Below are 25,984 nucleotides of genomic sequence, written 5' to 3'. Positions count from 1 at the left end.
GGGAAGGAATGAAAGCTGCAATTGCCGAGTCAAGTTTCGAAGCTGCGCTATGCCACCCGGCCGAGGTACAGGAAAACGATCGCTGGGCCTTCGTCGTCCTGCCAAAACCGGTCAGCGAGGTCTTCCCGCGGCGCGGCAGGACAAGCATGCAAGGCACACTCAACGGCCACCTGTTCCAGGCCACGCTGGAGCCCGACGGCCAGTTGAGTCACTGGTTCAGGGTTCCGGCCACGCTGATGACTGAGGCGGGTGTCGCGATCGGGGATATCGTCACGTTCGACGTTGCTCCAGCACCGAGCGAGCAGGAACCACTAGTCCCGCCCGAGTTGGATGAAGTACTCGACGCATCGCCACCAGCCAGGGCGACCTGGGACGCCACCACCACCATCGCCCGCATCGACTGGATCCACTGGATCGAGTCGGCCAAGCAGGCCAAGACCCGTATGAGCCGGGTAGCCGACGCCGGCGACATGCTGGCCGCCGGCAAGAAGCGGGTCTGTTGCTTCGACCCGTCGGGTTTTTACAGCAAGAGCCTCAAGCCACCGCGCGAGGCCAAATAAACCTGCGGAACCCGGCAGCGCGACGGACGGGCGATTCAGTCCGCCGGGATGCCATCCTTCTGCCATTGATCGAAACCGGCCTGCACCGCAGCCAGGGTTTTCTGGCTGATCTCGGGCAAGCTTCCTCCCAGCATGTCCTGCGCTTCCTGGAAGCCTTTTTCGACCGCGGCGCGAATGGCGTCCATCCTGGATGGATCGGCGCCGATCATTGCCCTGGCAAAGCCCAGGATGCGCTCGGAAGTCTTTTCCACGCTGAATTCGCCGCCATCCGCGATAGCCGCCCTGGCTGCTTCGATGGTGTCGGGATCCGCCGTCAGTTGCTGTTCTCCGCTCGCCACCTTGGCGAAGTTGAGACCCTGCTGCTCGACCAGCGGGCGGATCAGGTCGATGACTTCCTGGGCCTTGCGATCGGATTCCTCGATCATGCTTGCAAGCTCGGACTGGGTCACCTTGCCGCCGCCTTTGCTGCCATAGGTCAGTGGCTCGGCCTGTCGTCCGCCCAGGGTCACTTTGTCCTGGACCAAGGTTTCCGTTTCCTGTCGTGCTTCGGCCACCGCGGGTTTTACCCTGGCGGCAGGGAGGGTCGCTCCCTGCTGGCCGACACTGGAGATGCTCAGGCTCATGCTCGCCTCCCTATTCATTGATCATATCGACAATATCGGAAGGCCTGAGCAAAACTTAAGGAAACGCTGCTTGAGGCATCGCAGGCGGCGAGATATTCAATCGAATTTGCTGAAATCCGGCTTGCGCTTCTCGAAGAAGGCGGTGAACGCCTCCTTTGCCTCCGCTCCGGTCAGCATCGCGCTGAAACGTTCGTTCTCGGCGGCGATGGTCTCCTTCACCAGCGCGCCACGTGCCCGCTTCATCAGCGCCTTGGTGGTGCGGATCGAGCTAGGAGGCAGCTTGGCCAGCTTGGCGGCCTGGCCCTGCGCGAAGAACAGCAGCTCGGCATCCGGCAGCACGCGGGCCACGATGCCCATCTCCAGCGCTTCCTGGGCCAGGAACGGCTCGCCCAGCAGCAGCTTCTCGGCCGCGCGCGTGTAGCCCGCCGATTGCGCCACCAGCAGCGACGATGCGAATTCCGGGCACAGGCCGAGCTGGGTGAACGGCATCGAGAACTTGGCGTTGTCGGCGGCGTAGACCAGGTCGCAGTGCATCAGCAGGGTAGTGCCGATGCCGACCGCGGCGCCGGCGACGGCCGCCACCACCGGCTTCGTCGCGCCTTCCAGCGCCGTCATGAACTGGAATACGGGGCGTTCCGGCGTCATCGCGCCTTCGCCGACGTTGTTCAGGAAGTCGTCGAGGTCGTTCCCGGCGGTGAAGATCTCGGGCTGGCCGGTGATCAGGATGGCGCGCACCGCGGCGTCCTGGTCGGCGTCGCGCAGCGCGTCGGCCATGGCCTGGTACATCGCGCCGGTGATCGCGTTCTTGCGTTCGACGCGGTTGAATTCGATGGTGAGGATGCCGTCGGCTTTGGTGAGGCGGATGCTCATGGTGTTGTCTCCAGAATTGTTCATGGGCCGATTGGACGCGTGGGCGGGAGACCCGCCCACCCCACGTCACGCTCGCGGCATTGACGTACGGTGCTTGGATTTCCCGCCCACGCTTGAAATGCGGCGGCGCAGCAAAGCGCCGCCATGTCTTTTAGACGCGCTCGATGATGCCCGCAGCGCCCATGCCGGCGCCGACGCACATCGTCACCATGCCGTACTTGAGGTTGTTACGGCGCAGCGCGTGCACGACGGTCGCGGCGCGGATCGCGCCGGTGGCGCCCAGCGGGTGGCCCAGGGCGATCGCGCCGCCCATCGGGTTGACCTTGCTGGTGTCCAGGTCCAGGTCGCGGATCACGGCCAGCGCCTGGGCGGCGAAGGCTTCGTTCAGTTCGATCCAGTCCAGCTGGTCCTGCGTGATGCCGGCGGCGGCCAGCGCGGCGGGGATCGCCACCTTCGGGCCGATGCCCATGATCTCCGGCGGCACGCCGCGCACGGCGAACGAGGAGAACTTGGCCAGCGGGGTCAGGTTGTGCTCCTTCAGGATTTTTTCGCTGACGACGATCAGCGCGCCGGCGCCGTCCGACATCTGCGACGAGGTCGCGGCGGTGACCGAACCCTTGGCCGCAAACACCGGCTTCAGTTTCGCCATGCCTTCGGCGCTGGCGTCGGCGCGCGGGCCTTCGTCGCTGTCCACGGTGCGTTTCTTGACGCTGATCTCGCCGGTGGCCAGGTTCGGCGTGCGGGTGACGATCTCGACCGGGGTGATTTCGTCCTTGAAGTAGCCGGCTTGCTGGGCGGCGATGGCGCGGCGGTGCGATTCCAGGCCGAAGGCGTCCTGGTCTTCGCGCGACACCTTCCACTGGTTGGCGACCTTCTCGGCGGTCAGGCCCATGCCGTAGGCCAGGCCCACGTTCTCGTCCTTGAACACATCCATATTGATCGACGGGTGATGGCCCATCATCGGCACCATCGACATCGATTCGACGCCGCCGGCGATCATCACGTCGGCTTCGCCCACGCGGATGCGGTCGGCCGCCATCGCCAGCGCGGTGATGCCCGAGGCGCAGTAGCGGTTGACGGTGACGCCGCCCACCGTGTTCGGCAGGCCGGCCAGCACGACGGCGTTACGCGCCACGTTGAAGCCCTGTTCCGCTTCCGGGAACGAGCAGCCGACGATGGCGTCGACGATCAGCGCCGGGTCGAGGTTCGGCACGGCGGCCATGGCGCCGCGGATCGCGTGCACCAGCAGGTCGTCCGGGCGGGTCTTGTTGAACATGCCGCGCGGCGCCTTGCCGATCGGGGTACGGGTCGCTGCGACGATGTATGCGTCTTGAAGTTGTTTGCTCATGTCAGTAGTCCTGTTCAGTCGTCAGCGTTAGTTGCGTACGGGCTTACCGGTCTGCATCATGCCCATGATGCGTTCCTGGGTCTTCGGATTGTTCAGCAGGGCCACGAAGGCCTTGCGTTCCAGGTCGAGGATCCACTGCTCGCTCACCACGCTGCCCTGGTCGATGTCGCCGCCGGTCACGATCTCGGCGATGGTGTCTCCCAGGTGGTAGTCGTAGGCCGAGATGAAGCCGCCGTCGCGCATATTGACCATCTGGCCGCGGATGGTGGCCCAGCCGTAGCGGCCGGTGACCGGGAAGGTGCGGCGTGCAGGAGCATGATAACCGGCGTCGAACATGGCGCGCGCGGTGGTCTTCGCCACGTGCAGCAGTTCATACGCGTTGAACACGATGACGTCGTCTTCCTTCAGGTAACCCATCGCCTTCGCTTCCAGCGCCGACTTCGACACCTGCGCGGTGGCCGCGTTCATGAAGCCGTTCTTCAGGAATTGCAGGATGTCGTTGCCCTTGGCTTCGTTCGCCGCGCGCAGCGCAGCTTCCTTCAGGCCGCCGCCGGCCGGCACCAGGCCCACGCCCACTTCGACCAGGCCGATGTACGACTCGATCGAGGCCACGCGCTTGCTTGCATGCAGCACCAGTTCGCAACCGCCGCCCAGCGCCAGGCCGGCCACGGCCGCGACGACCGGGATGTTCGAATACTTCATCGCCATGAACGTGTCCTGCAGCTCGCGCACGATCGGCTCCATTGCCTTCGCGCCGCCGGCCATGAAGGCCGGCAGGGCCGATTGCAGGTCGGCGCCGGCCGAGAAGGCGCCGCCTTCGGCCGCGTCGGTATTCCAGATCACGACGCCCTTGTAGCCCTGCTCGGCTTCCTTCAGCGCGCGCTGGATGCCCTTGATGACGCCATCGCCGATGACGTGCATCTTGGTCTTGAGCGAGATGACCAGGACCTCGTCGCCCGAGTGCCAGAGGCGCACGGAGTCGTCTTCGAACACGGTGGTGCCGGCAGTCTTGGCGTCCAGCGTGGTCGATCCGACCACAGGCGCGCGGAACTGCTGGCGCTTATACACCGGCAGGTCCGAGACAGGAACGTAGGCATTCTTGGTGACCGAGTACGAACCTTCAGGGGTGTGCACGCCCTTCTCGGCGACCGCACCCTCGAACACCCAGCTTGGGAGCGGCGCATCGGACAGGGCCTTGCCCGCTTCGATGTCTTCCTTCACCCACTGCGCGATCTGGGTCCAGCCGGCGGCTTGCCAGGTCTCGAACGGACCGACACTCCAGCCGAAGCCCCAGCGCATCGCGAAGTCGACGTCGCGCGCATTGTCGGCGATGGTGTCGAGGTGGAAGGCGATGTAGTGGAAAGCGTCGCGGAAGATCGCCCACAGGAACTGCGCCTGCGGGTTGGTCGAATCGCGCATGGCCTTGAACTTCTTGACCGGGTCTTTCTCTTTCAGGATGCGGCCGACGATGTCGGCGGCTTTCGCGCCGCTCGGCACGTATTCGCCGGTGGCGAAGTCCAGGCGCTGGATCTCCTTGCCGACCTTCTTGTAGAAGCCGGCGCCGGTCTTCTGGCCCAGGGCGCCCTTCTCGATCAGCTTGGCCAGGATGTCAGGCGTCTTGTAGACGCTGAAGAACGGATCGTCCTTCAGGTTGTCCTGCATGGTCTTGATCACGTGGCCCATGGTGTCCAGGCCGACCACGTCCGCGGTGCGGAAGGTGCCCGACTTGGCGCGACCCAGCTTGGCGCCGGTGAGGTCGTCGACCACGTCTACGCTCAAAGCGAACTTCTCTGCTTCGACGATGGTGGCCAGCATGCCGAAGATGCCGACGCGGTTGGCGATGAAGTTCGGCGTGTCTTTCGCGCGCACGACGCCCTTGCCCAGGGTCGAGGTCAGGAAGGTCTCGAGCTGGTCCAGGATTTCCGGGCGGGTGGCTTCGGTCGGGATCAGCTCCACCAGGTGCATATAGCGCGGTGGATTGAAGAAGTGCACGCCGCAGAAGCGCGCCTTCAGCTCGCTGTCAAAACCTTCGGCCAGCTTGTTGATCGACAGGCCCGAGGTGTTCGAGGCGAAGATCGCATGCGGCGCGATGTGCGGCGCGACCTTGGCGTACAGGTCGTGTTTCCAGTCCATGCGCTCGGCGATGGCTTCGATGATCAGGTCGCAGCCCGCCAGCACGTCGAGGTTGTCCTCGTAGTTGGCCACTTCGATCAGCGCTGCGTCATCCTTGTTGCCCAGCGGGGCCGGCGACAGTTTCTTGAGGTTCTCGATGGCGCGCAGGACGATGCCGTTTTTAGCACCTTCCTTGGCCGGCAGGTCGAACAGCACGACCGGCACCTTGGCGTTCACGCAGTGCGCGGCGATCTGCGCACCCATCACGCCGGCGCCCAGCACGGCGACTTTCTTGACGATGAAATTGGACATGTAAGTATTCCTTAGTTGGCTCGTCATCCCCGCCTCCGCGGGGACGACGGCGGTTTCTATCAGCGTGACAGGTGATTAAAACAGCTCGGCATCCAGCGCCGTCAGGTTCGCGGCGCCCGAACGCGCCTGGCGGATCAGCATCGCGGTTTCCGGATACAGGCGGGCGAAGTAGAAGCGGATCGTCGCCAGCTTGGACTCGTAGAACTTGTCGCCCGAATCGAGCTTGGCCAGCGCGATCTTGGCCTGTTGCGCGAACAGGTAGCTGTACACCAGGTGGCCGGCCACGCGCAGGTAAGGCACGGCGGCGGCGCCCACTTCGTCAGGGTTCTGGAAGGCCTTCATGCCAATTTCCATGGTCAGCTTGGTGACCTTGTCACCCAGTTCGCCCAGCGGGGTCACGAACTCGGACAGCGATTCGTCCAGGCCGTTGTCTTCGACGAAGGCCTTGATCTTCTCGCCGAACTTGCGCAGTTTGGCACCGTTGTCCATCAGGATCTTGCGGCCCAACAGATCCAGCGACTGCACGGTGTTCGTGCCTTCGTAGATCATGTTGATGCGGGCGTCGCGCACGTACTGCTCCATGCCCCACTCGGCGATGTAGCCGTGGCCGCCGTACACCTGCATCGCTTCCGAGGTGGCGATCCAGCCGTTGTCGGTGATGAAGGCCTTGATGATCGGGGTCAGCAGAGCCACTTCGTCGGCCGCTTCCTTGCGCACGTCTTCGTCAGGGTGGTTCAGCTCGCGGTCGATCTGCAGCGCGACATACGACGAGAACGCGCGCGCGCCTTCGGCATAGGCTTTAGCGGTCAGCAGCATCCGGCGCACGTCCGGGTGCACGATGATCGGGTCGGCTGGTTTATCCGGCGCCTTCGGGCCCGACAGGCTGCGCATCTGGATGCGGTCCTTGGCGTAGGCCAGCGCGTTCTGGTAGGCGACTTCGGTCAGGCCCAGCGACTGCATGCCCACACCCAGGCGGGCCGCGTTCATGAACACGAACATCGCCTGCAGGCCCTTGTGCGGCTGGCCGATCAGGGTGCCGCGGGCATTGTCCAGGTTCATCTGGCAGGTCGAGTTGCCGTGGATGCCCATCTTTTCTTCGATGGCGCCGCAGGCGATGCCGTTGCGTTCGCCCAGCGAGCCGTCGTCGTTCGGCAGGAACTTCGGCACCAGGAACAGCGAGATGCCCTTCGAGCCTTCCGGCGCGTCCGGCAGGCGCGCCAGCACCAGGTGGACGATGTTCTCGGACATGTCATGCTCGCCGGCCGAGATGAAGATCTTGGAGCCGGTGATGAGATAGGTGCCGTCGGCCTGCGGTTCGGCCTTCGAGCGCAGCAGGCCCAGGTCGGTGCCGCAGTGGGCTTCGGTCAGGCACATGGTGCCGGTCCACTCGCCCGAGACCAGCTTCGGCAGGTACAGGCGTTTCTGGTCGTCGGTGCCGTGCTCCAGCAGGCACTCGTAGGCGCCGTGCGACAGGCCCGGGTACATCGACCAGGCCTGGTTCGACGAGTTCAGCATCTCGTAGAACGAGTTGTTCAGGGAGATCGGCAGGCCCTGGCCGCCGTATTCGGGATCGCAGGCCAATGCCGCCCAGCCGCCTTCGACGTACTGTTTATAGGCTTCCTTGAAGCCCTTCGGGGTCGTGACGGTTTTATCCGCGGCGTTGAAATGGCAGCCTTCGCGGTCGCCCGAGTGGTTCAGCGGGAACAGCACCTCTTGCGTGAACTTCGCGCCTTCTTCGAGCACCTGGTTGATGATGTCGGCATCGATCTCCGAGTACTTCGGCAGATTCTTGAATTCTTCGGTGACGTTGAGGAATTCGTGCAGAACGAACTGCATATCCCGGATTGGCGCGACGTACTGACCCATGGTTATCTCCTGAACGATGGTAAAGATGTTGGACGTGGCAGGCGGCTTCAATCCGCCTGATGGTCTTGCGGTAGTTGGGGATTGCGGTAATTCTCGACCAGGCGCTCGAAGGCGGCCCGTGCGCGTTCGACCGCGCCTGGATTGCGCAGGAAGCGGGCGTCGTGGTGCAGCGCCAGGATCAGGCCGTGCATCTCGAACACCAGCTGGGCGGCATCCAGGTCGGCGCGCAGGTGGCCAAGCTCGACCGCCTGCTGCACGCTGCGCAGCAGCGCTTCCTGCCAGGCGCGCACCATCGACACCAGCTGCTCGCGAATCTGGCCTTCGCGGTCGTCGTATTCGACCGCGCCACTGATATAGATGCAGCCGGACGCGATCTCGACCGACACGCGCTTGACCCAGCGGGTGTACATCGCCACCAGGCGCGGCAGGCCGCGCGCTTCCTTGATGCTCGGGTAAAACACCTCTTGCTCGAAGCGGTGGTGGTACAGCTTGACCACCTCGAGCTGCAGGTCTTCGCGCGAACCGAAGTGGGCGAACACGCCCGATTTGCTCATGCTCATCCGGTCGGCCAGCAGGCCGATGGTCAAGCCTTCGAGGCCGTTGCGGCTGGCAAGCTCGAGCGCAACGTCGAGGATCGCGGCCCGCGTCTGTTCGCCCTTGCGCATGAATTTTGCTGAAGTACTGATGGCTGCCCCTGAATCGAAAAAAATCCGAACGCTCGTACTATTATCTATCAGCCGAGGAATGTCAAACGGGAACTTAGAGGTGGCGTTCTATTGATGCAAGACAACGCAAGACAAGGACCGATGCCGGGAGACGGCATCGTGAGGCGCTTCCATCCGCCACCGCAGGCGGCGAATGGAAGTTTGTTGTTTCAGCCATTAAGGTACAGCATTTTGAGGGAACGGGATATCCCGTTGACGGAGGGCATTGCGCCGTCGTCACTCCTCGCCGACACGCTCCATCGCACGCCGGTCGCGCTTGGTCGGCCGGCCCTTGATGTCCATGCTCGGCTCGGGATACAGGCGGCGCGCCGTCTTGTCGTTCTCGCGCCGCGCGATGCTCTCGTCGGTCTCGAAATACAGGGTGCGCGCCACCGGCGCCGGGCCGCGCGAACCCGAGATCGCGGCCACGATCACTTCCCAGCGATCGGAACCGTTGTCGATCATGATGCGGTCGTTCATCTTGACGGCGCGCGCCGGCTTGACCGGTTCCCCGCCGATGCGCACCCGGCCGCGGTCCACCGCGTCCTGGGCCAGCGAGCGGGTCTTGAAGAAGCGCGCCGCCCACAGCCATTTATCGATTCGTACGTTCTCGTTTTCCATTTTCTCTTTCCAATCCATAAGAGCCTATCCCGGCAGGTGGGAGTCGCTCCTGACGCGCCTGGCAGGCGTGTGCTGCGTTGCTCGTCGTTGCATGGCCCGCCATGCGGCCTCCTCGCGCCTGGCCCACGCCTGCCGTGCATCGCCTACGCGCATGTCGCCATGAGCTTCCCCCCACCTACCGGGATAGGCTCTAGGTATAGCCGAACGTGACCACCCGCATCACCAGCTTGTAGGCCATATACGCCATGCCATAGGTGGCGCGGCGCAGCCAGCCGGTGTGGGCGAACTCCTGCGGGCAGACCTCCTTGCCGTCCAGGATGCCGCGCTCGATGTGAGCGCGCATTGTGGCGGCGAACACCGGATCGCTCACCACCACATTGGCCTCCTGGTTCAGGAACAGCGACAGGCCGTCGCAATTGCTGGAACCGACCGTGGCCCAGTCGTCGTCGACCACCGCCACCTTTGCATGCAGCTGGGTCTTGCGGTATTCGACCACCCGCACGCCATCCGCCAGCAGCTTGGGATAGAAGGAATGCGCGACCGCATCCTGGATCTTGAACTCCCCCACCCCGATCAGGAGCGTCACCTGCACGCCGCGCCGCGCCGCATGCGCCAGCGCCTTGCGGAACTTGCGGCCCGGCGCGAAGTACGGCGTCGCCAGCAGCACGCTGTGGCGCGCATGGCCCAGCGCGTGCAGATAGGCTTTCTGGATCGTGCTGCGGTTACGCAGGTTGTCACGCACTACAAATGCGGCCCGTGCCGGGCTTTCGCAAGAGGGAATGGGCTGTTTGCGCATCTCGCGGAACAACTGGAAGCGCTTGCGCAGCCGCAGGCGGCCGCTGCGGGCCCACTGGACTTGCGCCTCGTGGTGGATCTGCGCCACCAGCGGCCCGCGCACGCGCACCGAGAAATCCCAGCGCGGCGCCGGCAGACGGTGGCCGTCGGCGTGGTCGCACAGCCAGTCGTCGTTGACGTTGATGCCGCCCACGAAAGCGACTTCGCGGTCGATCACGGCGATCTTGCGGTGCGAACGGGCGATGCCGCGCCGGCACCAGGGATTGAAGACGCGGTACTGGGCGCCAGCGTCAAGCAGGATGGGCCCGAGCCGGCCGCAGCAGCGGTGGCCGGTGCCGAACCAGTCGACCAGCACCCTCACCTTCACGCCGCGCCGCGCGGCGCGCGCGAGGGCGTCGCGCACGGCAACGCCGGTCTCGTCCTCGGCAAAGATATAGGTCTCGAACAAGACCTCGTGCTGGGCGGCATCGAGCGCCTCGATCAGCGCCGGGAAGAATGCGATGCCGCTCTGCAGCAGCGTGATGTCATTGTTGTCGACAAAGGTCAGACTGCGCATGGCCCTTGTGTGAGTTCGAGCTCGGCCACGATCGGCGCGTGATCGGACAGCTTGGCCCACAAGGGACCATGCATCACTTTGGCGTTGTTGACCTTGAAGCCGCGCACATAGATGCGGTCGAGCCTGAACCACGGCAGCATGGCCGGGAAGGTGCGGGCCGGCGCCAGGCGCGGCTGGCGGCCGGCCCAGCTGCGCACCATATCGCCCATCGGCGAGCGCGGCCCCAGTTCGTCGAACACTTCCTTGACGCCCAGGGCGTTGCGCAGCTTGTCGCTGAGGGTATTGCGCCAGTCGTTGAAGTCGCCCGCGATGATCACCGGCTCGCCGTTCGGCGCCGATGCGTTGACGGCCTCGATCAGCGAGGCGGTCTGGCGGCCGCGGCTGCCCTCGAACAGGCCGAGGTGGACCACATAGCAGTGCACGCGGCATTCGGGCGCGCCCAGGATGCAGTGCAGGATGCCGCGCTGCTCGTAGGCGTGGTCGGAGACGTCGTGGTTGTGCGAATTCTCGATCGGCCAGCAGCTCAGCAACGCATTGCCGTGGTGGCCGTGGTCATAGACCGCGTTCATCCCGTAGGCCGTGTGGTGGGCGTCGGGAGCGAAATAATCGTACTGGGCCGTTTCTGGCCAATGGCGGTGGCCGCGGTCTTCCTTGCCGTAGCGCGCCTGGAAGCGGTCGTGCCGCCCTTGCACCTCTTGCAGGAAGACGACGTTGGCGTCGAATTCGGCAATGGCTTTCTTGAGTGCGATCACGCGTGGCGTGCTGCGCAGGGACGAGACGCCCTTATGAATGTTGTAGGTGGCTACACGGATTTTCATGGGAACATTCTACCCGGATCGGACCAGCGTTCTCGTGAAACGGGCCCAATCGTGCGCTTCCCAGCCTGGTGCTGGAGCGCGGAGCGCGGCGGTCGATTTTAATGCCGTCGCGCCCTTACTGAGCTGAATCTGACATTCAGGCAAGCGCCAGCGCCGTGTCGTAGACCGCTTCATGCCCCGACACGATCATGCGGCGCGGGCGACGCTCTTGCGCGCCCTGCTTCTCCTGGCGCGGCGCCAGCGGACCGCTCAGGCGCAGGCCGTCGAACAGGTCGATATAGATGCAGTCGTCCCCTAGGGTGATTGCCTTAACTTTCTTGTCGCTATTCAGTTCGAGGTTATCCATTTTATCTCCCAGAATCATCCACTTAAAAGTTGCACATCAAAAATTCACCATGGGTGAGCCGTTGACCTTAATCCACGCATTTACACATGTCAAACGTGGAATATCTCGTGCACATGCAATTCGACAAAATTTCCTCCTGTTATGAAAAAGACAGGTGAAGTGTATTCAAATGTATTTTCATAGGAGAGAATGCGTTTGAGCGAGCTCATATGCGCGGCCACGCACAGACCATTTTTGAAAAAAGTACCTACGTACTTTTGTTAAAAAACGTCATTTTATTGCGTGAAGATGCCATATTTCAATGCTGATTTTCGGCAAATAACCTGCTTTAAGGAAATTTTATTTGCTGTTCGCAATTTTTAAGCGATTTTGCGGGGCAATTGTAGGATGGCTTCGGCGTTGGATGACGAAAAGCAGCGGTCCGCCGCTTCCAGATATGGCAACCAGGCATGGCGCAGGTGTTCGCGCGGGCTGAGGAGGATGGGGATGTCGCGCGGCACGCAGACCGAGAACACGTGCTCGGTATTGTGAGTCACGCCGGGGGCGTAGCGGTGACGCCAGACGGGATAGATTTCGTAGACGTTCGAGAGCTGCCAGTCGCGCAGGCGGATACTTTCGCCATCAACCACGATGCCGGTCTCTTCGAACAGTTCGCGCGCGGCGGTCGCTATCAACGGCTCGTCGGCCGCGTCGAGCGAACCGGTGACCGATTGCCAGAAGCCCGGGCGGTCGGCGCGTTCGAGCACCAGCACTTCCATGTCGGAAGTGTGGATCACGACCAGGACCGATTCGGGGATCTTGTGCGGTTTCATGGGCAGGACGGGAGGCGGACGGCATGGCCGTCCGCCCCGGCCATCGTTACGCCACCTTTGGCTCGTTACGCAGGCGGATATGCAGCTCCTTGAGCTGCTTCTCGTCGACTTCCGACGGCGCGTTGGTCAGCAGGCACTGCGCACGCTGGGTTTTCGGGAAGGCGATCACGTCGCGGATCGACTCGGAGCCGGTCATCAGCGTGATCAGGCGATCCAGGCCGAAGGCCAGGCCACCGTGCGGCGGCGCGCCGTACTGCAGCGCGTCCAGCAGGAAGCCGAACTTGAGCTGCGCTTCCTCGGCATCGATCTTCAGCGCGCGGAACACCTTGCTCTGGACTTCTTCGCGGTGGATACGGATCGAGCCGCCGCCCAGTTCCCAGCCGTTCAGGACCATGTCGTAGGCCTTGGCGATGCAGGCGCCTGGGTTGGTCTCGAGCATGTCTTCGTGGCCGTCCTTCGGCGCGGTGAACGGGTGGTGGGTCGCGTTCCAGCGGTCGCCGTCTTCGTCGTATTCGAACATCGGGAAGTCGATCACCCACAGCGGCGCCCAGACATCGTCGAACAGGCCAGCCTTCTTGCCGAATTCCGAGTGGCCGATCTTCACGCGCAGCGCGCCGATGGCGTCGTTGACGACCTTGGCTTTATCCGCGCCGAAGAAGATCAGGTCGCCGTCTTCGGCGCCCGTCAGTTCCAGGATCTGCGCCAGCACCTCGTCCGAGATGTTCTTGACGATCGGCGACTGCAGGCCGTCACGGCCCTTCGCCTTCTCGTTGACCTTGATGTAGGCCAGGCCCTTGGCGCCGTAGATCGCGACGAACTGGGTGTAGGCGTCGATTTCCGAACGCGGCATCGAACCGCCCTGCGGCACGCGCATGCCGACCACGCGGCCGTTCGGCAGGTTGGCGGCGCTGTTGAACACCTTGAACTCGACCGACTTCATCAGCTCGGTCAGTTCGGTGAACTCGAGCTTGACGCGCATGTCCGGCTTGTCCGAACCGTATTTGCCCATCGCGGTGGCGAAGTCCATCACCGGGAACGGGTTGGCCAGCTCGATGCCGGTGGTGTTCTTGAACACGACGCGCATCATCTCTTCGAACAGGTCGCGGATTTCCTGTTCGGTCAGGAACGAGGTCTCGCAGTCGATCTGGGTGAATTCAGGCTGGCGGTCGGCGCGCAGGTCTTCGTCGCGGAAGCACTTGGTGATCTGGTAGTAGCGGTCGAAGTTGGCGACCATCAGCAGCTGCTTGAACAGCTGCGGCGACTGCGGCAGCGCGAAGAAGTTGCCGGCATTGACGCGCGACGGCACCAGGTAGTCGCGCGCGCCTTCCGGGGTCGACTTGGTCAGCATCGGGGTTTCGATGTCGATGAAGCCCAGGTTGTCCAGGTATTTGCGCACTTCCATCGACACCTTGTAGCGCAGGCGCAGGTTGTGCTGCATCTGCTGGCGGCGCAGGTCGAGCACGCGGTGCGTCAGGCGGGTGGTTTCCGACAGGTTGTCGTCGTCCAGCTGGAACGGCACCGGCACCGAGGCGTTGAGCACTTCGACTTCGGTCGCGTTGATCTCGATCTTGCCCGACTTCAGGTTGGCGTTGGCCGTGCCTTCCAGGCGGTTGGTCACGGAGCCGACGATGCGCAGGCAGTACTCGTTGCGCACGTGCTCGGCCGCCTTGAAGACGGCGGCGTTGTCCGGATGGCAGACCACCTGCACCAGGCCTTCGCGGTCGCGCAGGTCGATGAAGATCACACCGCCGTGGTCGCGGCGGCGGTGCACCCAGCCGCACAGGCTGACGGTTTGGCCCAGCAGTTCCTCGGTCACGAGGCCGCAGTAGTTGGTACGCATGGTGGACATAGTTTTCGTTCCAGGTTGGTTGATTGCTCGCGCCGCCATCGATGGCGGCCACTATTCTTTGATTCGGTGTTACTTGATCGCCGTGGCCGGCGCGCTGGCGGACGCTTCCACCGGCGCGACCACGCCCATCGAGACGATGTACTTCAATGCCGCATCGACCGACATGTCCAGCTCTTTGACGCGGCTGCGCTCCATCATCAGGAAGAAGCCGGAGGTCGGGTTCGGGGTGGTCGGCACGTAGACGCTGACGTAGTCGCCGCCCAGGTGCGCCGCCACTTCGCCGCCCGGCACGCCGGTGAGGAAGGCGATGGTGTATGAATCGGCATGCGGATACGGGACCAGCACCGCCTGGCGGAAGGCATTGCCCGACGGCGAGAACAGCGTGTCCGACACCTGCTTGACGCTGCCATACAGGGAGCTGACCACCGGCACGCGCTTGAGCAGGCGTTCGCCCAGGCGCACGATGTAGTTGCCGACCAGGTTGTTGGTGAGCAGTCCCGTCAGGAACACGATGGCCAGGGTCAGCACCGCGCCGAAGCCCGGTACGTCCATGCCGAACATGGTGCGTGGTTGCCAGGCGTCGGGCACGAACAGCAGCGACTGGTCGAGCGTGCTGATGATCAGGTTCAGCACCCAGGCCGTGATGACCAGGGGGACCAGGACCAGCAGGCCGGTGATGAAATATTTGCGCATCGGATTCCCGTTATTCTTGTTGGCGTGCGGCGTCAAAGCCGCGCCCGGCTCAGGTGCTGCCCTTGTCGCCGCCGGACGTGCTCGGCGCGGCCGGGGCCGCCGGAGCGGCTGCCGGTGCGCTGGACTCGGTAGACGCGGCCGGCGCCGGCGCGGCGCCATTGCCGTTGCTCGACGTGCCGGTGGCCGGCGGCGTGCCGCCACGGAAATCGGTCACGTACCAGCCGGTGCCCTTGAGCTGGAAGCCGGCAGCGGTCACTTGTTTCTTGAAGGACGGCTTGGCGCAGGACGGGCACACGGTCAGGACCGGATCCGAAATCTTTTGCAGCACATCTTTGGTAAAACCGCATTCTTCGCAGCGGTAGGCGTAAATCGGCATGCTGGGTGCTCCGCAAAAATCTTCAAAACCCTGAATTATAAAGCTTTTACACGGGAATTAACCGTTTGCGGCCTGCCTTGGCTGGCACAGACCCGGCGCATGGGCAAGCGCGCACGAAAGGATGTTGTTTTTCACCATCGTCAACAGGTGTTTCGTTTGCCCAAGGATGCCGCAGATGTTTTAATACGGCCTGTTTCACCGAATGTTGGTGACAGGAAACCCCTGTCGCTCACCGCAAAGAAGAAACAGAAGACTGCGCGATGTCCCCATCAGCGCGGTCCGTACAAGAACACTAGCTTGCCAAGCCCGCGTATGCGGGCTTTTTCTTTTTGGGCCGCGGTGGGCGGACGTCGGTTGAACGCGTGGACGGCGAAGCCGTCCACGCGTTCAATCACAGCAGATACAGCGCCACGAGCCCCAACCCGAACCCGGCAGCCATGCAGGTCAGGAAGGCCAGCATGCGATTGGTGCGGCGCTGCTCGAGCAGCACCATGGCCAGCATGTCGGCGTTCGCGACATGCGGATGCGCCATATGCCCTGTCGATTCGCGCTCCAGCACCTGGTACACCAGGCGCGGCAGCTGCGGGAAGATCTGGGCGTAGCGCGGCGCTTCGGCGCGCAGGCGGTCGGTCAGGCCTTTCCAGCCGACCTGCTCCGTCATCCAGCGCTCGAGATACGGCTTGGCGGTCTTCCACAGGTCCAGGTCGGGATCGAGCTGGCGCCCCAATCCTTCGATATTGAGCAGGGTCTTCTGCAGCAGCACGAGCTGGGGCTGCACCTCGACGTTGAAGCGGCGCGAGGTCTGGAACAGGCGCAGCAGCACCTGGCCGAACGAGATGTCCTTCAGCGGGCGATCGAAGATCGGTTCGCAGCAGGCGCGCACCGCGGCCTCCAGCTCGTCCACGCGCGTGGTCGAGGGCGCCCAGCCCGATTCGATGTGGGCCTCGGCCACGCGTTTGTAGTCGCGGCGGAAGAAGGCCAGGAAGTTCTGCGACAGGTAATCCTTGTCGAAATCGTTCAGCGTGCCGACGATGCCGAAGTCCAGCGCGATATAGCGGCCCAGGGTCTCCGGCGCGGTCGAGACCAGGATGTTCCCCGGGTGCATATCGGCGTGGAAGAAACCGTCACGGAACACCTGGGTGAAGAAGATCTCCACGCCGTCGCTCGACAGCTTCTTGAGGTCGACGCCGGCGGCCGCCAGGCGATCGATCTGCGAGATCGGGATGCCGTACATGCGCTCCATCACGATCACGCTGCTCGAGCAATAATCCCAGAACATCTCGGGCACCATCAGCAAATCGGAGCCGGCGAAGTTGCGGCGCAGCTGGCTGGCATTGGCGGCCTCGCGCATCAGGTCCAGCTCGTCGTGCAGGTATTTGTCGAACTCGGCCACGACTTCGCGCGGCTTCAGGCGCCGCGCCTCGCCCCACACGCGCTCGATCAGGCTGGCCGCCAGGTGCATCAGGGCCATGTCTTCGTCGATCAGCTTCTTCATGCCGGGACGCAGCACCTTGACCGCGACCTCCTTGCCATCCTTGAGCTGGGCGAAGTGGACCTGGGCGATCGAGGCGGAGGCCACCGGCTCCCGGTCGAAGCGGGCGAACAGCTCGTCGGGATGGGCGCCCAGCGAGCGCGTGATCTGGGCCACCGCCAGGTCGGAGCCGAACGGCGGCACCCGGTCCTGCAGCAGCGCCAGCTCGTCGGCGATATCGGGCGGGACCAGGTCGCGCCGGGTCGACAGCACCTGGCCGAACTTCACGAAGATCGGGCCCAGCTCTTCCAGCGCCTGGCGCAGGCGGATCGCGCGCGGCGAGGTGATGCGGCGCCAGAAGAAGAAGGTGTTCATCAGGCGCGCGGTGCGCGGGGCATTGATGCTGGTGACGGCGATCTCGTCCAGGCCGTACCTGGTGAAGACGGTGAGGATGCGCAGCAGGCGCAGGAATTTCAATATCATCGACGATCCGGGTGGTGGTCTGCGCTGGTCAATATGATGGAGGGGGTGGCGGCATCGCGCTGGGCCAGCGCTTGCTCGAGTCTAGCTACGCGCTTGGCGGTGCGCTCGACGTCGTCGCGCAGGCGCACCACGTCGGCGGCGAAGGCTTCGCGCTGCGCGGGCCGCACCAGCACCGGCCTTTCCTCGGCCAGGAACTCGGCCAGGTTCTCGGCCAGGCGCCGCGTCGCCTCGGTCGCGCCGCCGGCGGCGCCGCGCGCGGTCTTGACCAGGCGATGGGCGCCCAGCGGCCCCACCACCCGCTCGAGGTCGTGCTCGGCATCCCAGCGCAGACCGTTGGCCAGCTGCGAGATCACGTTGGCGAACTCGGCGTCGCCTTCGATCTTCACGTACGACAACGCGCGCGTGCGGTCCTGGGCGATCAGCGGCAGGTCGGCCGGTTTCACGCGGATCGTGACGCTGGCCGCGGCGTCTCCCTGGCTCGCTTCGAGCAGGCCATCGCGGCCGACACGCATGCGCAGCCGGGCCAGGCCGGCGTCGATGCAGGCGTCCTTGCCGGCATGGCGCATGAGCAAGGCCCTGGCCCAGGCTTCCTGGGCCAGCAAGTGGTTGATCGCGGCGACCGCGGGCAGCGTGAGAGCGTGCTGGGGCGACAGTGAGGAAAGACTAGCAAACATGAAGAAGGACACCCTCAAAAAACAAAACCGCCCGGGTTGATGCGGGCGGTTTTGATCTTACCAGTTTGCCGGGCGCAAACCCGGTGGCACGGAATGTTTATCGAAAAATAATTCCGCCAAAACTAAACGCTCGGCAGATGCGCTTAATTGGTCTGCTGGATACCGGCCAGCACCCAACCGCCCGAGCCCGACAGCGGCTTCGACATATTCCAGACTTCGACGAACGGCTCCGGCAGCGCGTCCTTGGCGCTGCGGATCATGGCGTTGAACTGCACGCTCGCCAGGTAGTCGGTCGCGGTCTTCTCGATGCCCAGCAGCTGGGCGTCGATATTGACGACGTCGGTATAGTCGGCCACGCCGCCGCGTTCCTGGATCTGCATCTTGAGTTCGGCGAACACTTCGGGCGCGGTGAATTCGCGCAGGTCGTCGGTGTCGCCGCGATCCCAGGCCGCCTGCATGCGGATGAAGGACGATTTCGCGTGGCGCAGGAAGCTCTCGGTGTCGAAGTCGCTCGGCACGCCCCATTGCTGGTAGGCCGGCGCGGCAGCAGCAGCGCCGCCGAAGCCGGCTGCGGTGCCTTTATCCAGGCCTACATTGCCCTGGAAAGCGGCCGGCTGATTGCGCAGGCCGGAACCGATCTCTGGCGTGGCGGTCGAACCGGCGGCAGGCGGCTGGAAGCCACCGAAGCCGCCCGCGGTCGCCGCGGCCGGATTGGCCGGATTGGCCGGCGTATCCTTGCGGCGGACCATGCGCACGATGAACATGATCACCAGGCCGATCAGCGCGACCATCAGGATGGTCGAGATGATGCTGGCCAGGGCGCCGCCGATGCCCAGGTGCGACAGCAGCGCGCCCAGGCCCAGGCCCAGCAGTGCGCCGCCCAGGATGTTACGCATCATGCTTGGTTTCTTGGCAGCCGCAGCGGCGCCTGCGGCGCCGGCGCCCGCTGCAGCCGGTGCTGCCGAATTCGGGGTCTGGCGCTGCATGTTCTGGGCTGGCGCCGGGGCCGGGCCCTGCTGCTGCACGGACTGCGATTGCCGTCCGATCGAGCGCTTGCCGCCCATTGGTCGGGCGAAGGCGTCCGCCACCATCGCGAACGCGGTGACTGCCAACATCGTCGTGACCAGGAATTTTTTCATCGTCTCCGTCCTTAGAGTGAAACTACAGTTTGATACCGGTGTGCAATGCGGCCACACCCGCCGTCAGGTTGAAATACTGGACCCGCTCCAGTCCTGCATCTTGCATCATCCCCTTCAGGGTGTCCTGGTCGGGGTGCATGCGGATCGATTCGGCCAGGTAGCGATAGCTCTCGGCATCGCCGGCGATCTTCTGGCCCAGCCACGGCAGCACCGAGAACGAATACACATCGTACGGTTTCTGCAGCGGCGCGATCACTTTCGAGAATTCCAGCACCAGCAGCTTGCCGCCCGGCTTGAGCACCCGGCGCATCTCGGCCAGGGCCTGGTCTTTATGGGTCATATTGCGCAGCCCGAAAGCGACACTGACCCGATCGAAATAGTTGTCCGGGAACGGCAATTTTTCGGCGTCACACAACATGGTTGGGGTGACAAGCCCTTTATTCAAGAGGCGATCGCGCCCCACGCGCAGCATCGACTCGTTGATGTCGGTGAGCCAGACCTCGCCGGTCTTGCCCGCCTGCTTCGCGAACGCCTTGGCCAGGTCGCCGGTACCGCCGGCGATGTCGAGCACCTTGAAGCCGGGACGCACGCCGGCCTGGGCGATCGTGAACATCTTCCAGGCGCGGTGCAGGCCGGCCGACATCAGGTCGTTCATGACGTCGTACTTCGAGGCGACCGAGTGGAAAACCTTGGCGACTTCCTGGACCTTCTGGTCCTCGGCGACAGTCTTGTAGCCGAAGTGAGTGGTATTGGTCATATGTGCGAAACGGTTGGGTGTTGGCGCATTATACAAGCAGGGCGGCGCTGGACCTCCTCATTGGCGGCCAGGCCGCCACGCTGGCATGCCGGCGCGATTTGCTGCCCGGCGGAATCGAAGCATTCGCCCTTGTTGGACATGCACAACGCTTGGAGCGCTAACAGGCCGCTCAGCAGCGACACTTCTCGCACGCCTCCCTTCCCGGCCACGCCCGCCCTCGGTAAGATCAATATCATGCAGCTAACAAAATTAGCGCCGAATCTTTAAATTAAAGTAAATACATGATTCACAATTGCACATGTCATTAAGCTTCTATTAATGTTTGTGCGCCACCCCGCAGGTATTTCAGGTTTAATTGAACAATACTTTTCGCGTCAGCAACCCGCGTTGCGGGATCAGTTGCCGCACGGATGCGTCATGCCAACACGCACCAGGACTCATAACAACGAAGCCGGCAAGACCGGCGATAACGAGGGCAACGGTGTCTGTAAAACGTCTTTTATGCATTTCGGGTAAGGGCAGCGCGCATGCGCGAGCCTGCCACGGGGAGCTGTCCGGCTGGGATGTGTGCGTGGTCGAGAATATTGCCGCCGCACGCAAGGTCCTGTCGCAGCAGCACTATGGGGTCGGCCTGCTGCTCGACAGCAGCGACGGCGTGGGCGACGCCGAGATCGAACGCTTCCTGCGCCAGCACCACCACACGCGCTGGATCGGCGTGTTCGATGCGCCGCGCCTGGATCAGCCGTCGCTGCGCGAGCTGATTGCCGCCCACCTGGTCGATTTCCATACGCTTCCGGTCGATACACTGCGGCTGAAACATTCGCTTGGCCACGCCCACGGCATGGCGACGCTGGCCAAGACCACGCCGCCGCACCGGCGCCAGGCCGCCAGCCAGGCCAGCCACATCGACGGCGTCTCGCGCGCCATCGTGCGCCTGCGCGCCCACATCGACAAGATCGCCGCGGTCGACGCGCCGGTGCTGATCTCGGGCGAGAGCGGCAGCGGCAAGGAACTCGCTGCCCAGGAGGTCCACCTGCGCTCACAGCGCGCCGGCGGCCCCTTCATCGCCATCAATTGCGCGGCCGTGGCGCCGGCCCTGATCCACTCCGAGCTGTTCGGCCACGAGCGCGGCGCCTTCACCGGCGCCACCCGCGACAAGCAGGGCCTGCTCGAGGCGGCGTCCGGCGGCAGCATCTTCCTGGACGAAATCGGCGACCTGCCGCTCGACCTGCAGGCCAGCCTGCTGCGCTTTTTGCAGGAGCGCGTGATCTACCGCGTCGGCGGCACCCGCACCATCGCGGTCGATGCGCGCGTGATTGCCGCCACCCACGTCAACCTGCCGCAGGCCGTGGCCGAGGGACGCTTCCGCGAAGACCTGTACTACCGCCTCAGCGTGTTCCCGATCAGGGTGCCGCCGCTGCGCGAACGCAAGGAAGACCTGCCATTGCTGACCGACCTCATCTTCAACAAGTACGCCGCCGAACGCAGCCCGCAACTGAAGGGCGTGAGCCGCGAAGCGCTGCAGGCGATGGCGCGCTACGAGTGGCCGGGCAATGTGCGCGAACTCATCAACCGGGTGCGGCGCGCCATGGTGCTGGCCGAACAACGGCTGGTCATGCCGGAAGACCTGGACCTGCCCAGCGCCGGCCCGATCTGCCCGGTCAAGGAAGGACTCGGCAATTCGCGTCTCTCCGCCGAGCGCATCGCCATCGGCGAAAGCCTGGCGCGCAGCGGCAACAACATCAGCCAGGCCGCGCGCGACCTGGGTGTCTCGCGCATGACACTGTATCGCCTGATGGCCAAGCACGCGATTTCCTCGTAATCCTCGGCCCTCCCCTCCCGTCGTCCTCTTCCTACGCCCTTCCCCCTTGATTTGACAGGCTTTTCCCGCCAGCGCGTTGCCTCCCGGCAGCGCGTTGCAGCGCCACTGTCACTCTGGCGCGAGTGCCTGGCGCTTGCAATTTGATACAGTTTCATGACCGTTCAGTTAAGTTTGTCACAGGTCTGAGACACTTTATTTTCTAGCTATTGTTCTGCTTCATTTCCCCCTTTAGCACGCCCAAAACTCATCAAAATAGTCCTACATAATCAAGGACTTAAAAAGACGACATTCACCTGGCATGGGAACTGCTATGAGACGAGTGGACCGGGCGTCATGGGACCCCGGGAATTCAACTCAGTGACAATTAGGGGAGCAACAATGAAGCGCACTATCCTGGCAACCGCGATCGCCCTGGCATTCAGCATGGCTCACGCACAAGAAAATTCCGTCAACGACGTCCGCGGCGGCAACACCCAGACTTCGTCGGTGACCACCAACACCGACAACAGCACCGTCACTGATACCCGCAACAGCGGCAATACCTCGACCAACTCGTCGACCAACACCGACAGCTCGAACAGCAACAACCAGGCAACGAACACGAACACGAACACCAACACCAACACGAACACCACGACCAATACCAACAACAGCCAGGCCAACAGCAACAACCAGGCAACCAACACGAACACGAATACGAATACGAACACCAGCACCAACACCGACAACAGCCAGGCCAACAACAGCAGCACCAACACCTCGGACAGCAACAACCAGTCGACCAACACCAACACGACGACCAACACCAACAACAGCCAGGCCAACAACAACAGCCAGCAAAACAACAACAGCACCAACACGACCAACAACAACAACCAGGTGGACAACTCGGACAACCGCACCGCGACCACCACGAACACCAACTCGCAGTCGGACACCCGCACCAACACCACCACGATCGACAGCAACGACACGATCACCTCGACCACCACGACCACCAACGACAGCAGCCAGGACAGCTCGGGCCAGAACAACAGCTCGGGTGACGCGCGCGCGGCAGCCGCCGGCGCCGCAGCCGCCAACAACGGTGGCAGCGCCAATTCGTCGGTCGCCAACTCGTTCAACACCTCGTCGGCCAACGCCGTCAGCTCGCTGACCGGCACCGTGTCGGGCAATAACATCAGCAACATCGGCAACACCGCCCAGAACACCGGCGGCGCGAACGGCGCAGCCGGCACCGGCTCGGCCGGCGGCGTGGGCAACGGCGGCTCGACCTCGGCCACCGGCGCAGCCGGCGGTTCGGCTTCGGGCGCGGCTGGCGCAGCTGGCGGCGCAGGCGGCTACGCTGCTGCGGGCACCGCATCGACCGGCGCTTCGACCGTCGGCAACGCAGCCGGCGGCGCAGGCGGCGCGAGCGGCGCGGCTGATTCGGCCGGCGGCGCCGGCGCAGCAGGCGCAACCGGCGGCTACGCTGCCGGCGGCAACGGCGCGGCAGGCGGCGTGGGCACCGGCGGCGCAGGCGCCTCGGGCGGCGCGGCCAACGGCGGCAGCGGCGCGGCAGGCGGCGCAGCCATCGGCGGCGCAGGCGGCTCGACCGGCTCGCTGGCTGGCGGCAACGGCGGCGCGAACGGCGCGATCAGCACCGGCGCCGGCGGCGCGGGCGGCGCAGGCGAATCCAACGGCGGCGCAGGCGCGGCAGGCGGCCTGGGCGGCGCAGGCGGCATGGGCGGCAATTCGTCCGGCTCGACCCTGACCGCATCGAACGGCGCCAGCGGCGGCGGCGCAGCAATCGGCGACGCCACCTCGACCTCGGGTTCGGGCGGCATGCCAGGCTCGGGCACCGAAACCGCCGGCACCGGCGGCGCCAGCGGCGCGGCCACCAACACCGGCGGCACCTCGACCGCAGGCAGCCCGACCAGCGGCGCCAGCTCGGGCACCGCGGGTGACTCGATGGCCGGCACCGGCGGCGCAGGCGCGGCAGGCGGCGCAGGCGGTTCGGGCGCAGCAGGCACCAACACCTCGGGCGCCGGCGCAGCAGGCGGCGCGGCCACCGGCGGCACCGCAGGTTCGGGCGCGGCACTGGCAGGCACCGGCGGCGCCGGCGCCACCGGCACCGCAGGCGCGGGCGGTTCGGGCGCGGCTGGCACGGCCGGCACTGGCGGCAACGGTGCCACCGGCACCGGCGGCGCAGGCGGCGCGGGCCAGGGCGGCACGGCTGGCGCGGGCGGCATGGGCGGTTCGGGCGCTGAAGCGACCGCATCGACCGGCACCGGCGGCGCAGGCGGCTCGTCGACCGGCGGCTCGGCCACCGGCGGCTCGGCCACCTCGGGCGACGCCACCTCGGGCGCAGGCGGCGCAGGCGGCGCGGGCGGCTCGAGCACCGGCGGCGCTGGCGGCTCGACCGGCGAAATGGTTGCCGGCGCAGGCACCGGCGGCTTCGGCGGCGCCGGCACCGGCGGCAACGGCGGCACCAACAACGTGACTGCGGGTTCGTTCGACATGTCGAACTCGATGAGCAACATCGCCCAGTCGGCTGCCGGCATCTCGATCATCAGCCAGAACAACGGCTTCTCGTCGCTGATCCAGCAAAGCGTCAACGTTCAGTCGAACATGAACGTCGGCGGCCAGTAATCTGGCGTGAGCTGCAACCACGCAGGCGGCCGGCCAGGCCAGCCGCCTGCGATCCGCCACGCGGCCTTCTTCGCGTGGCGGCTTTTCGAGCGAGGCATCATGAAACGGATTACCCAGATTAGCGCTCTCCTCCTGGCGGCCTGCATGGCGCTGCCGGTGGCGGCCCAGGCGTCGGAACCGGCGAAGCTGCCGGTGGTGGTGGGCTTCCTGTCGAAGGTGGATGTCGCGCCGAGCCGGGAAGACGACTTCACCAAAGGCTGGGGCAAGACGACCGACGCCGAGGAACTGGGCGGCCTGCGTGGCGGCGCCGACATCGTGACCACCGAGGCGACGCTCGGCGGCACGGTCGGCAACAACACGGCCACCAACGTGACCACCGGCTTCAACGTCATCGACAACGGCTCGTTCGCGAATTCCTCGGGCTTGCCTGTCGTGATCCAGAACTCCGGCGCGAACGTCCTGATCCAGAACGCGACCGTCATCAACCTGCAACTGCAATAGGAAGAGCATGAAGCACGGGATCTTCCTCGCCGCCCTGTGCGGCACCCTGCTGGCGCCGGCTCCGGCGCCAGCGCTCGAACTGGCGGTGGTCGGGCGCGTCAACGTGCCCGTCACCAGCCTCAAGGACATCAAATTCCAGCGCACCACGCGCCAGCAGTACGACTACAGCTGCGGCGCCGCCGCCTTGTCGACCCTGCTGTCACACCACTACAACACCCCGACGCCGGAACAGGACGTGTTCCAGGAGATGTACGAAAAAGGGGACAAGACCAAGATTCACAAGGAAGGCTTTTCGCTGCTCGACATGCAGCGCTTCCTGGCCGCGCGCGGCTTTCGCGCCGACGGCTTCAAGCTGCCGATCGAAAAGCTGATCGCAGAAAAACTGCCGGCCATCGTGCTGATCACTGACCGCGGCTTCAACCACTTCGTGGTCGTCAAGGGCTTCGAGGATGGCCGCATCCTGATCGGCGACCCGTCCACCGGCAACCGCGTCGTGAGCATGGAACGCTTCCAGGAAATCTGGCGCAACAAGATCCTGTTCGTGATCCACAGCCACAAGGACGGCATCGCCTTCAACAATCCGGGCGACTGGCGCGGCGCCCCGCGCGCGCCGCTGGGCACCGGCATGCACCAGGACCAACTGAGCGCCTCGCTGCCGAAGTTCGGCCCAGGCGACTTTTGACCAAAGGACGTGATATGCGCTGGCCAAATTTCAAGACGATGATCCAACGCGGCTTTCTAGCGGGCGCCCTGTGCGCGGCGATCGGCACGATGCCGGCCGTGCAGGCCGCCGATGCCAGCGCGAACAATGTGGCCGGCTTCGGCGCCCCGGTCGGGGCCGAGACGCTGGACGGCGCCAGGGGCGGCTTCGAGATCGCGGGCGGCCTGTCGGTGGCGCTCGGCATCGAGCGCGTGGTGTCGGTCAACGGCGAAATCATGTCGCGCACCAATATCGCCATTCCCGACCTGGCCGCGATGACCGCCGACCAGGCCCGCCTGGCCCAGGACGCGCTGGGCGCCGCACGCATGATCCAGATCGGCGGCAACAACTTCGCGGCGGCCGACCTGAACCTGCCGAATGGCGCGACCCTGGTACAGAACACCCTCGACAACCAGGCGATCAGCTCGGTCACCACCATTACCTCGGCCGTCAATAGCATGTCCTTACTAAAAGACATGAATTTCCAGAGCACGATTCGTGACGCGGTAGTACGTTCCCCGGGAACACTGTAGTATTGCAAAATT

At 64.5% G+C, this 25,984-nt stretch carries 24 protein-coding genes; 6 read left to right on the top strand and 18 right to left on the bottom strand.

All coding sequences use genetic code 11. From position 1 onward, the window contains the following. The first annotated feature begins 8 nt into the window (after positions 1-8). Positions 9-560, top strand: coding sequence for a YdeI/OmpD-associated family protein (locus J3U95_RS03225; protein WP_208277225.1), 552 nt, complete (start codon positions 9-11; stop codon positions 558-560). A 35-nt stretch (positions 561-595) separates the two neighbouring features. Here J3U95_RS03225 and J3U95_RS03220 read toward each other — a convergent pair whose 3' ends face one another. The 18 genes from J3U95_RS03220 to ubiE all read right to left on the bottom strand — a co-directional run bounded on the left by J3U95_RS03220 (position 596) and on the right by ubiE (position 19,785). Next, positions 596-1,183, bottom strand: a complete 588-nt coding sequence (locus J3U95_RS03220) for a DUF5610 domain-containing protein (protein ID WP_208277224.1) — start codon at positions 1,181-1,183, stop codon at positions 596-598. A 96-nt stretch (positions 1,184-1,279) separates the two neighbouring features. Then, entirely contained in the window at positions 1,280-2,053 is a 774-nt protein-coding gene (locus J3U95_RS03215; RefSeq protein ID WP_208277223.1) for an enoyl-CoA hydratase, read from the bottom strand. A gap of 151 nt (positions 2,054-2,204) precedes the next feature. Next, positions 2,205-3,401, bottom strand: coding sequence for an acetyl-CoA C-acyltransferase (locus J3U95_RS03210; protein ID WP_208277222.1), 1,197 nt, complete (start codon positions 3,399-3,401; stop codon positions 2,205-2,207). Between the two features lie 27 nt (positions 3,402-3,428). Next, the gene (locus J3U95_RS03205; RefSeq protein WP_208277221.1) at positions 3,429-5,825 is read right to left on the bottom strand and encodes a 3-hydroxyacyl-CoA dehydrogenase/enoyl-CoA hydratase family protein; all 2,397 of its coding nucleotides are present in this window, start codon (positions 5,823-5,825) and stop codon (positions 3,429-3,431) included. Positions 5,826-5,900: 75 nt separating this feature from the next. After that, positions 5,901-7,691 carry an acyl-CoA dehydrogenase C-terminal domain-containing protein gene (locus J3U95_RS03200; RefSeq protein ID WP_208277220.1) on the bottom strand — a complete coding sequence of 597 codons (1,791 nt, stop codon included), beginning with the start codon at positions 7,689-7,691 and terminating at the stop codon, positions 5,901-5,903. A gap of 47 nt (positions 7,692-7,738) precedes the next feature. After that, a complete protein-coding gene (locus tag J3U95_RS03195; RefSeq protein WP_208277219.1) occupies positions 7,739-8,356 on the bottom strand; it encodes a TetR/AcrR family transcriptional regulator in 618 nt (205 codons plus the stop codon). A gap of 276 nt (positions 8,357-8,632) precedes the next feature. After that, positions 8,633-9,016, bottom strand: coding sequence for an RNA-binding S4 domain-containing protein (locus J3U95_RS03190; RefSeq protein ID WP_208277218.1), 384 nt, complete (start codon positions 9,014-9,016; stop codon positions 8,633-8,635). A gap of 190 nt (positions 9,017-9,206) precedes the next feature. Next, positions 9,207-10,367 (bottom strand): cardiolipin synthase ClsB, encoded by a 1,161-nt coding sequence (gene clsB, locus J3U95_RS03185; RefSeq protein WP_208277217.1) that lies wholly within the window; start codon positions 10,365-10,367, stop codon positions 9,207-9,209. Further along, entirely contained in the window at positions 10,355-11,185 is an 831-nt protein-coding gene (locus J3U95_RS03180; RefSeq protein WP_208277216.1) for an endonuclease/exonuclease/phosphatase family protein, read from the bottom strand. The genes clsB and J3U95_RS03180 overlap by 13 nt, the downstream gene beginning before the upstream one ends. A 136-nt stretch (positions 11,186-11,321) precedes the next feature. Beyond that, a complete protein-coding gene (locus tag J3U95_RS03175; RefSeq protein WP_208277215.1) occupies positions 11,322-11,531 on the bottom strand; it encodes a hypothetical protein in 210 nt (69 codons plus the stop codon). A 359-nt stretch (positions 11,532-11,890) separates the two neighbouring features. Then, a complete protein-coding gene (nudB, locus tag J3U95_RS03170) occupies positions 11,891-12,343 on the bottom strand; it encodes a dihydroneopterin triphosphate diphosphatase (RefSeq protein ID WP_208277214.1) in 453 nt (150 codons plus the stop codon). 46 nt (positions 12,344-12,389) lie between these two features. Beyond that, positions 12,390-14,192 (bottom strand): aspartate--tRNA ligase, encoded by a 1,803-nt coding sequence (gene aspS / locus J3U95_RS03165; protein ID WP_229519607.1) that lies wholly within the window; start codon positions 14,190-14,192, stop codon positions 12,390-12,392. Positions 14,193-14,261: 69 nt separating this feature from the next. Next, the gene (locus J3U95_RS03160) at positions 14,262-14,885 is read right to left on the bottom strand and encodes a DUF502 domain-containing protein (RefSeq protein WP_208277213.1); all 624 of its coding nucleotides are present in this window, start codon (positions 14,883-14,885) and stop codon (positions 14,262-14,264) included. A 49-nt stretch (positions 14,886-14,934) separates the two neighbouring features. Continuing rightward, positions 14,935-15,261 (bottom strand): FmdB family zinc ribbon protein, encoded by a 327-nt coding sequence (locus J3U95_RS03155; protein ID WP_208277212.1) that lies wholly within the window; start codon positions 15,259-15,261, stop codon positions 14,935-14,937. A 391-nt stretch (positions 15,262-15,652) separates the two neighbouring features. Beyond that, on the bottom strand, positions 15,653-17,215 hold the full coding sequence (gene ubiB / locus J3U95_RS03150) for a ubiquinone biosynthesis regulatory protein kinase UbiB (RefSeq protein WP_208277211.1): 1,563 nt from the start codon (positions 17,213-17,215) through the stop codon (positions 15,653-15,655). Then, positions 17,212-17,889 (bottom strand): ubiquinone biosynthesis accessory factor UbiJ, encoded by a 678-nt coding sequence (locus J3U95_RS03145; RefSeq protein ID WP_208277210.1) that lies wholly within the window; start codon positions 17,887-17,889, stop codon positions 17,212-17,214. The genes ubiB and J3U95_RS03145 overlap by 4 nt, the downstream gene beginning before the upstream one ends. A 143-nt stretch (positions 17,890-18,032) precedes the next feature. Continuing rightward, the gene (locus tag J3U95_RS03140) at positions 18,033-19,028 is read right to left on the bottom strand and encodes a Tim44 domain-containing protein (protein ID WP_208277209.1); all 996 of its coding nucleotides are present in this window, start codon (positions 19,026-19,028) and stop codon (positions 18,033-18,035) included. A 22-nt stretch (positions 19,029-19,050) separates the two neighbouring features. Continuing rightward, on the bottom strand, positions 19,051-19,785 hold the full coding sequence (gene ubiE / locus J3U95_RS03135) for a bifunctional demethylmenaquinone methyltransferase/2-methoxy-6-polyprenyl-1,4-benzoquinol methylase UbiE (RefSeq protein WP_123070098.1): 735 nt from the start codon (positions 19,783-19,785) through the stop codon (positions 19,051-19,053). Positions 19,786-20,266: 481 nt separating this feature from the next. On the opposite strand from ubiE, the gene J3U95_RS03130 reads away from it, so the two are divergent. From J3U95_RS03130 to J3U95_RS03110, 5 genes are all read left to right on the top strand, one after another. Next, entirely contained in the window at positions 20,267-21,607 is a 1,341-nt protein-coding gene (locus J3U95_RS03130) for a sigma-54 dependent transcriptional regulator (RefSeq protein WP_208277208.1), read from the top strand. 378 nt (positions 21,608-21,985) lie between these two features. After that, on the top strand, positions 21,986-24,238 hold the full coding sequence (locus tag J3U95_RS03125) for a hypothetical protein (protein WP_208277207.1): 2,253 nt from the start codon (positions 21,986-21,988) through the stop codon (positions 24,236-24,238). Between the two features lie 99 nt (positions 24,239-24,337). Beyond that, positions 24,338-24,739: a hypothetical protein gene (locus J3U95_RS03120; RefSeq protein WP_109347994.1), complete on the top strand. Its 402-nt coding sequence runs from the start codon at positions 24,338-24,340 to the stop codon at positions 24,737-24,739. Positions 24,740-24,746: 7 nt separating this feature from the next. Beyond that, positions 24,747-25,421, top strand: a complete 675-nt coding sequence (locus J3U95_RS03115) for a C39 family peptidase (protein WP_208277206.1) — start codon at positions 24,747-24,749, stop codon at positions 25,419-25,421. Between the two features lie 14 nt (positions 25,422-25,435). Next, positions 25,436-25,972: a hypothetical protein gene (locus J3U95_RS03110; RefSeq protein ID WP_208277205.1), complete on the top strand. Its 537-nt coding sequence runs from the start codon at positions 25,436-25,438 to the stop codon at positions 25,970-25,972. Positions 25,973-25,984 lie beyond the last annotated feature (12 nt).

The organism is Massilia oculi, from assembly GCF_017582745.1.
GTDB lineage: Bacteria > Pseudomonadota > Gammaproteobacteria > Burkholderiales > Burkholderiaceae_D > Telluria > Telluria oculi_A.
This window is presented reverse-complemented; position numbering and strand designations above follow the sequence as displayed.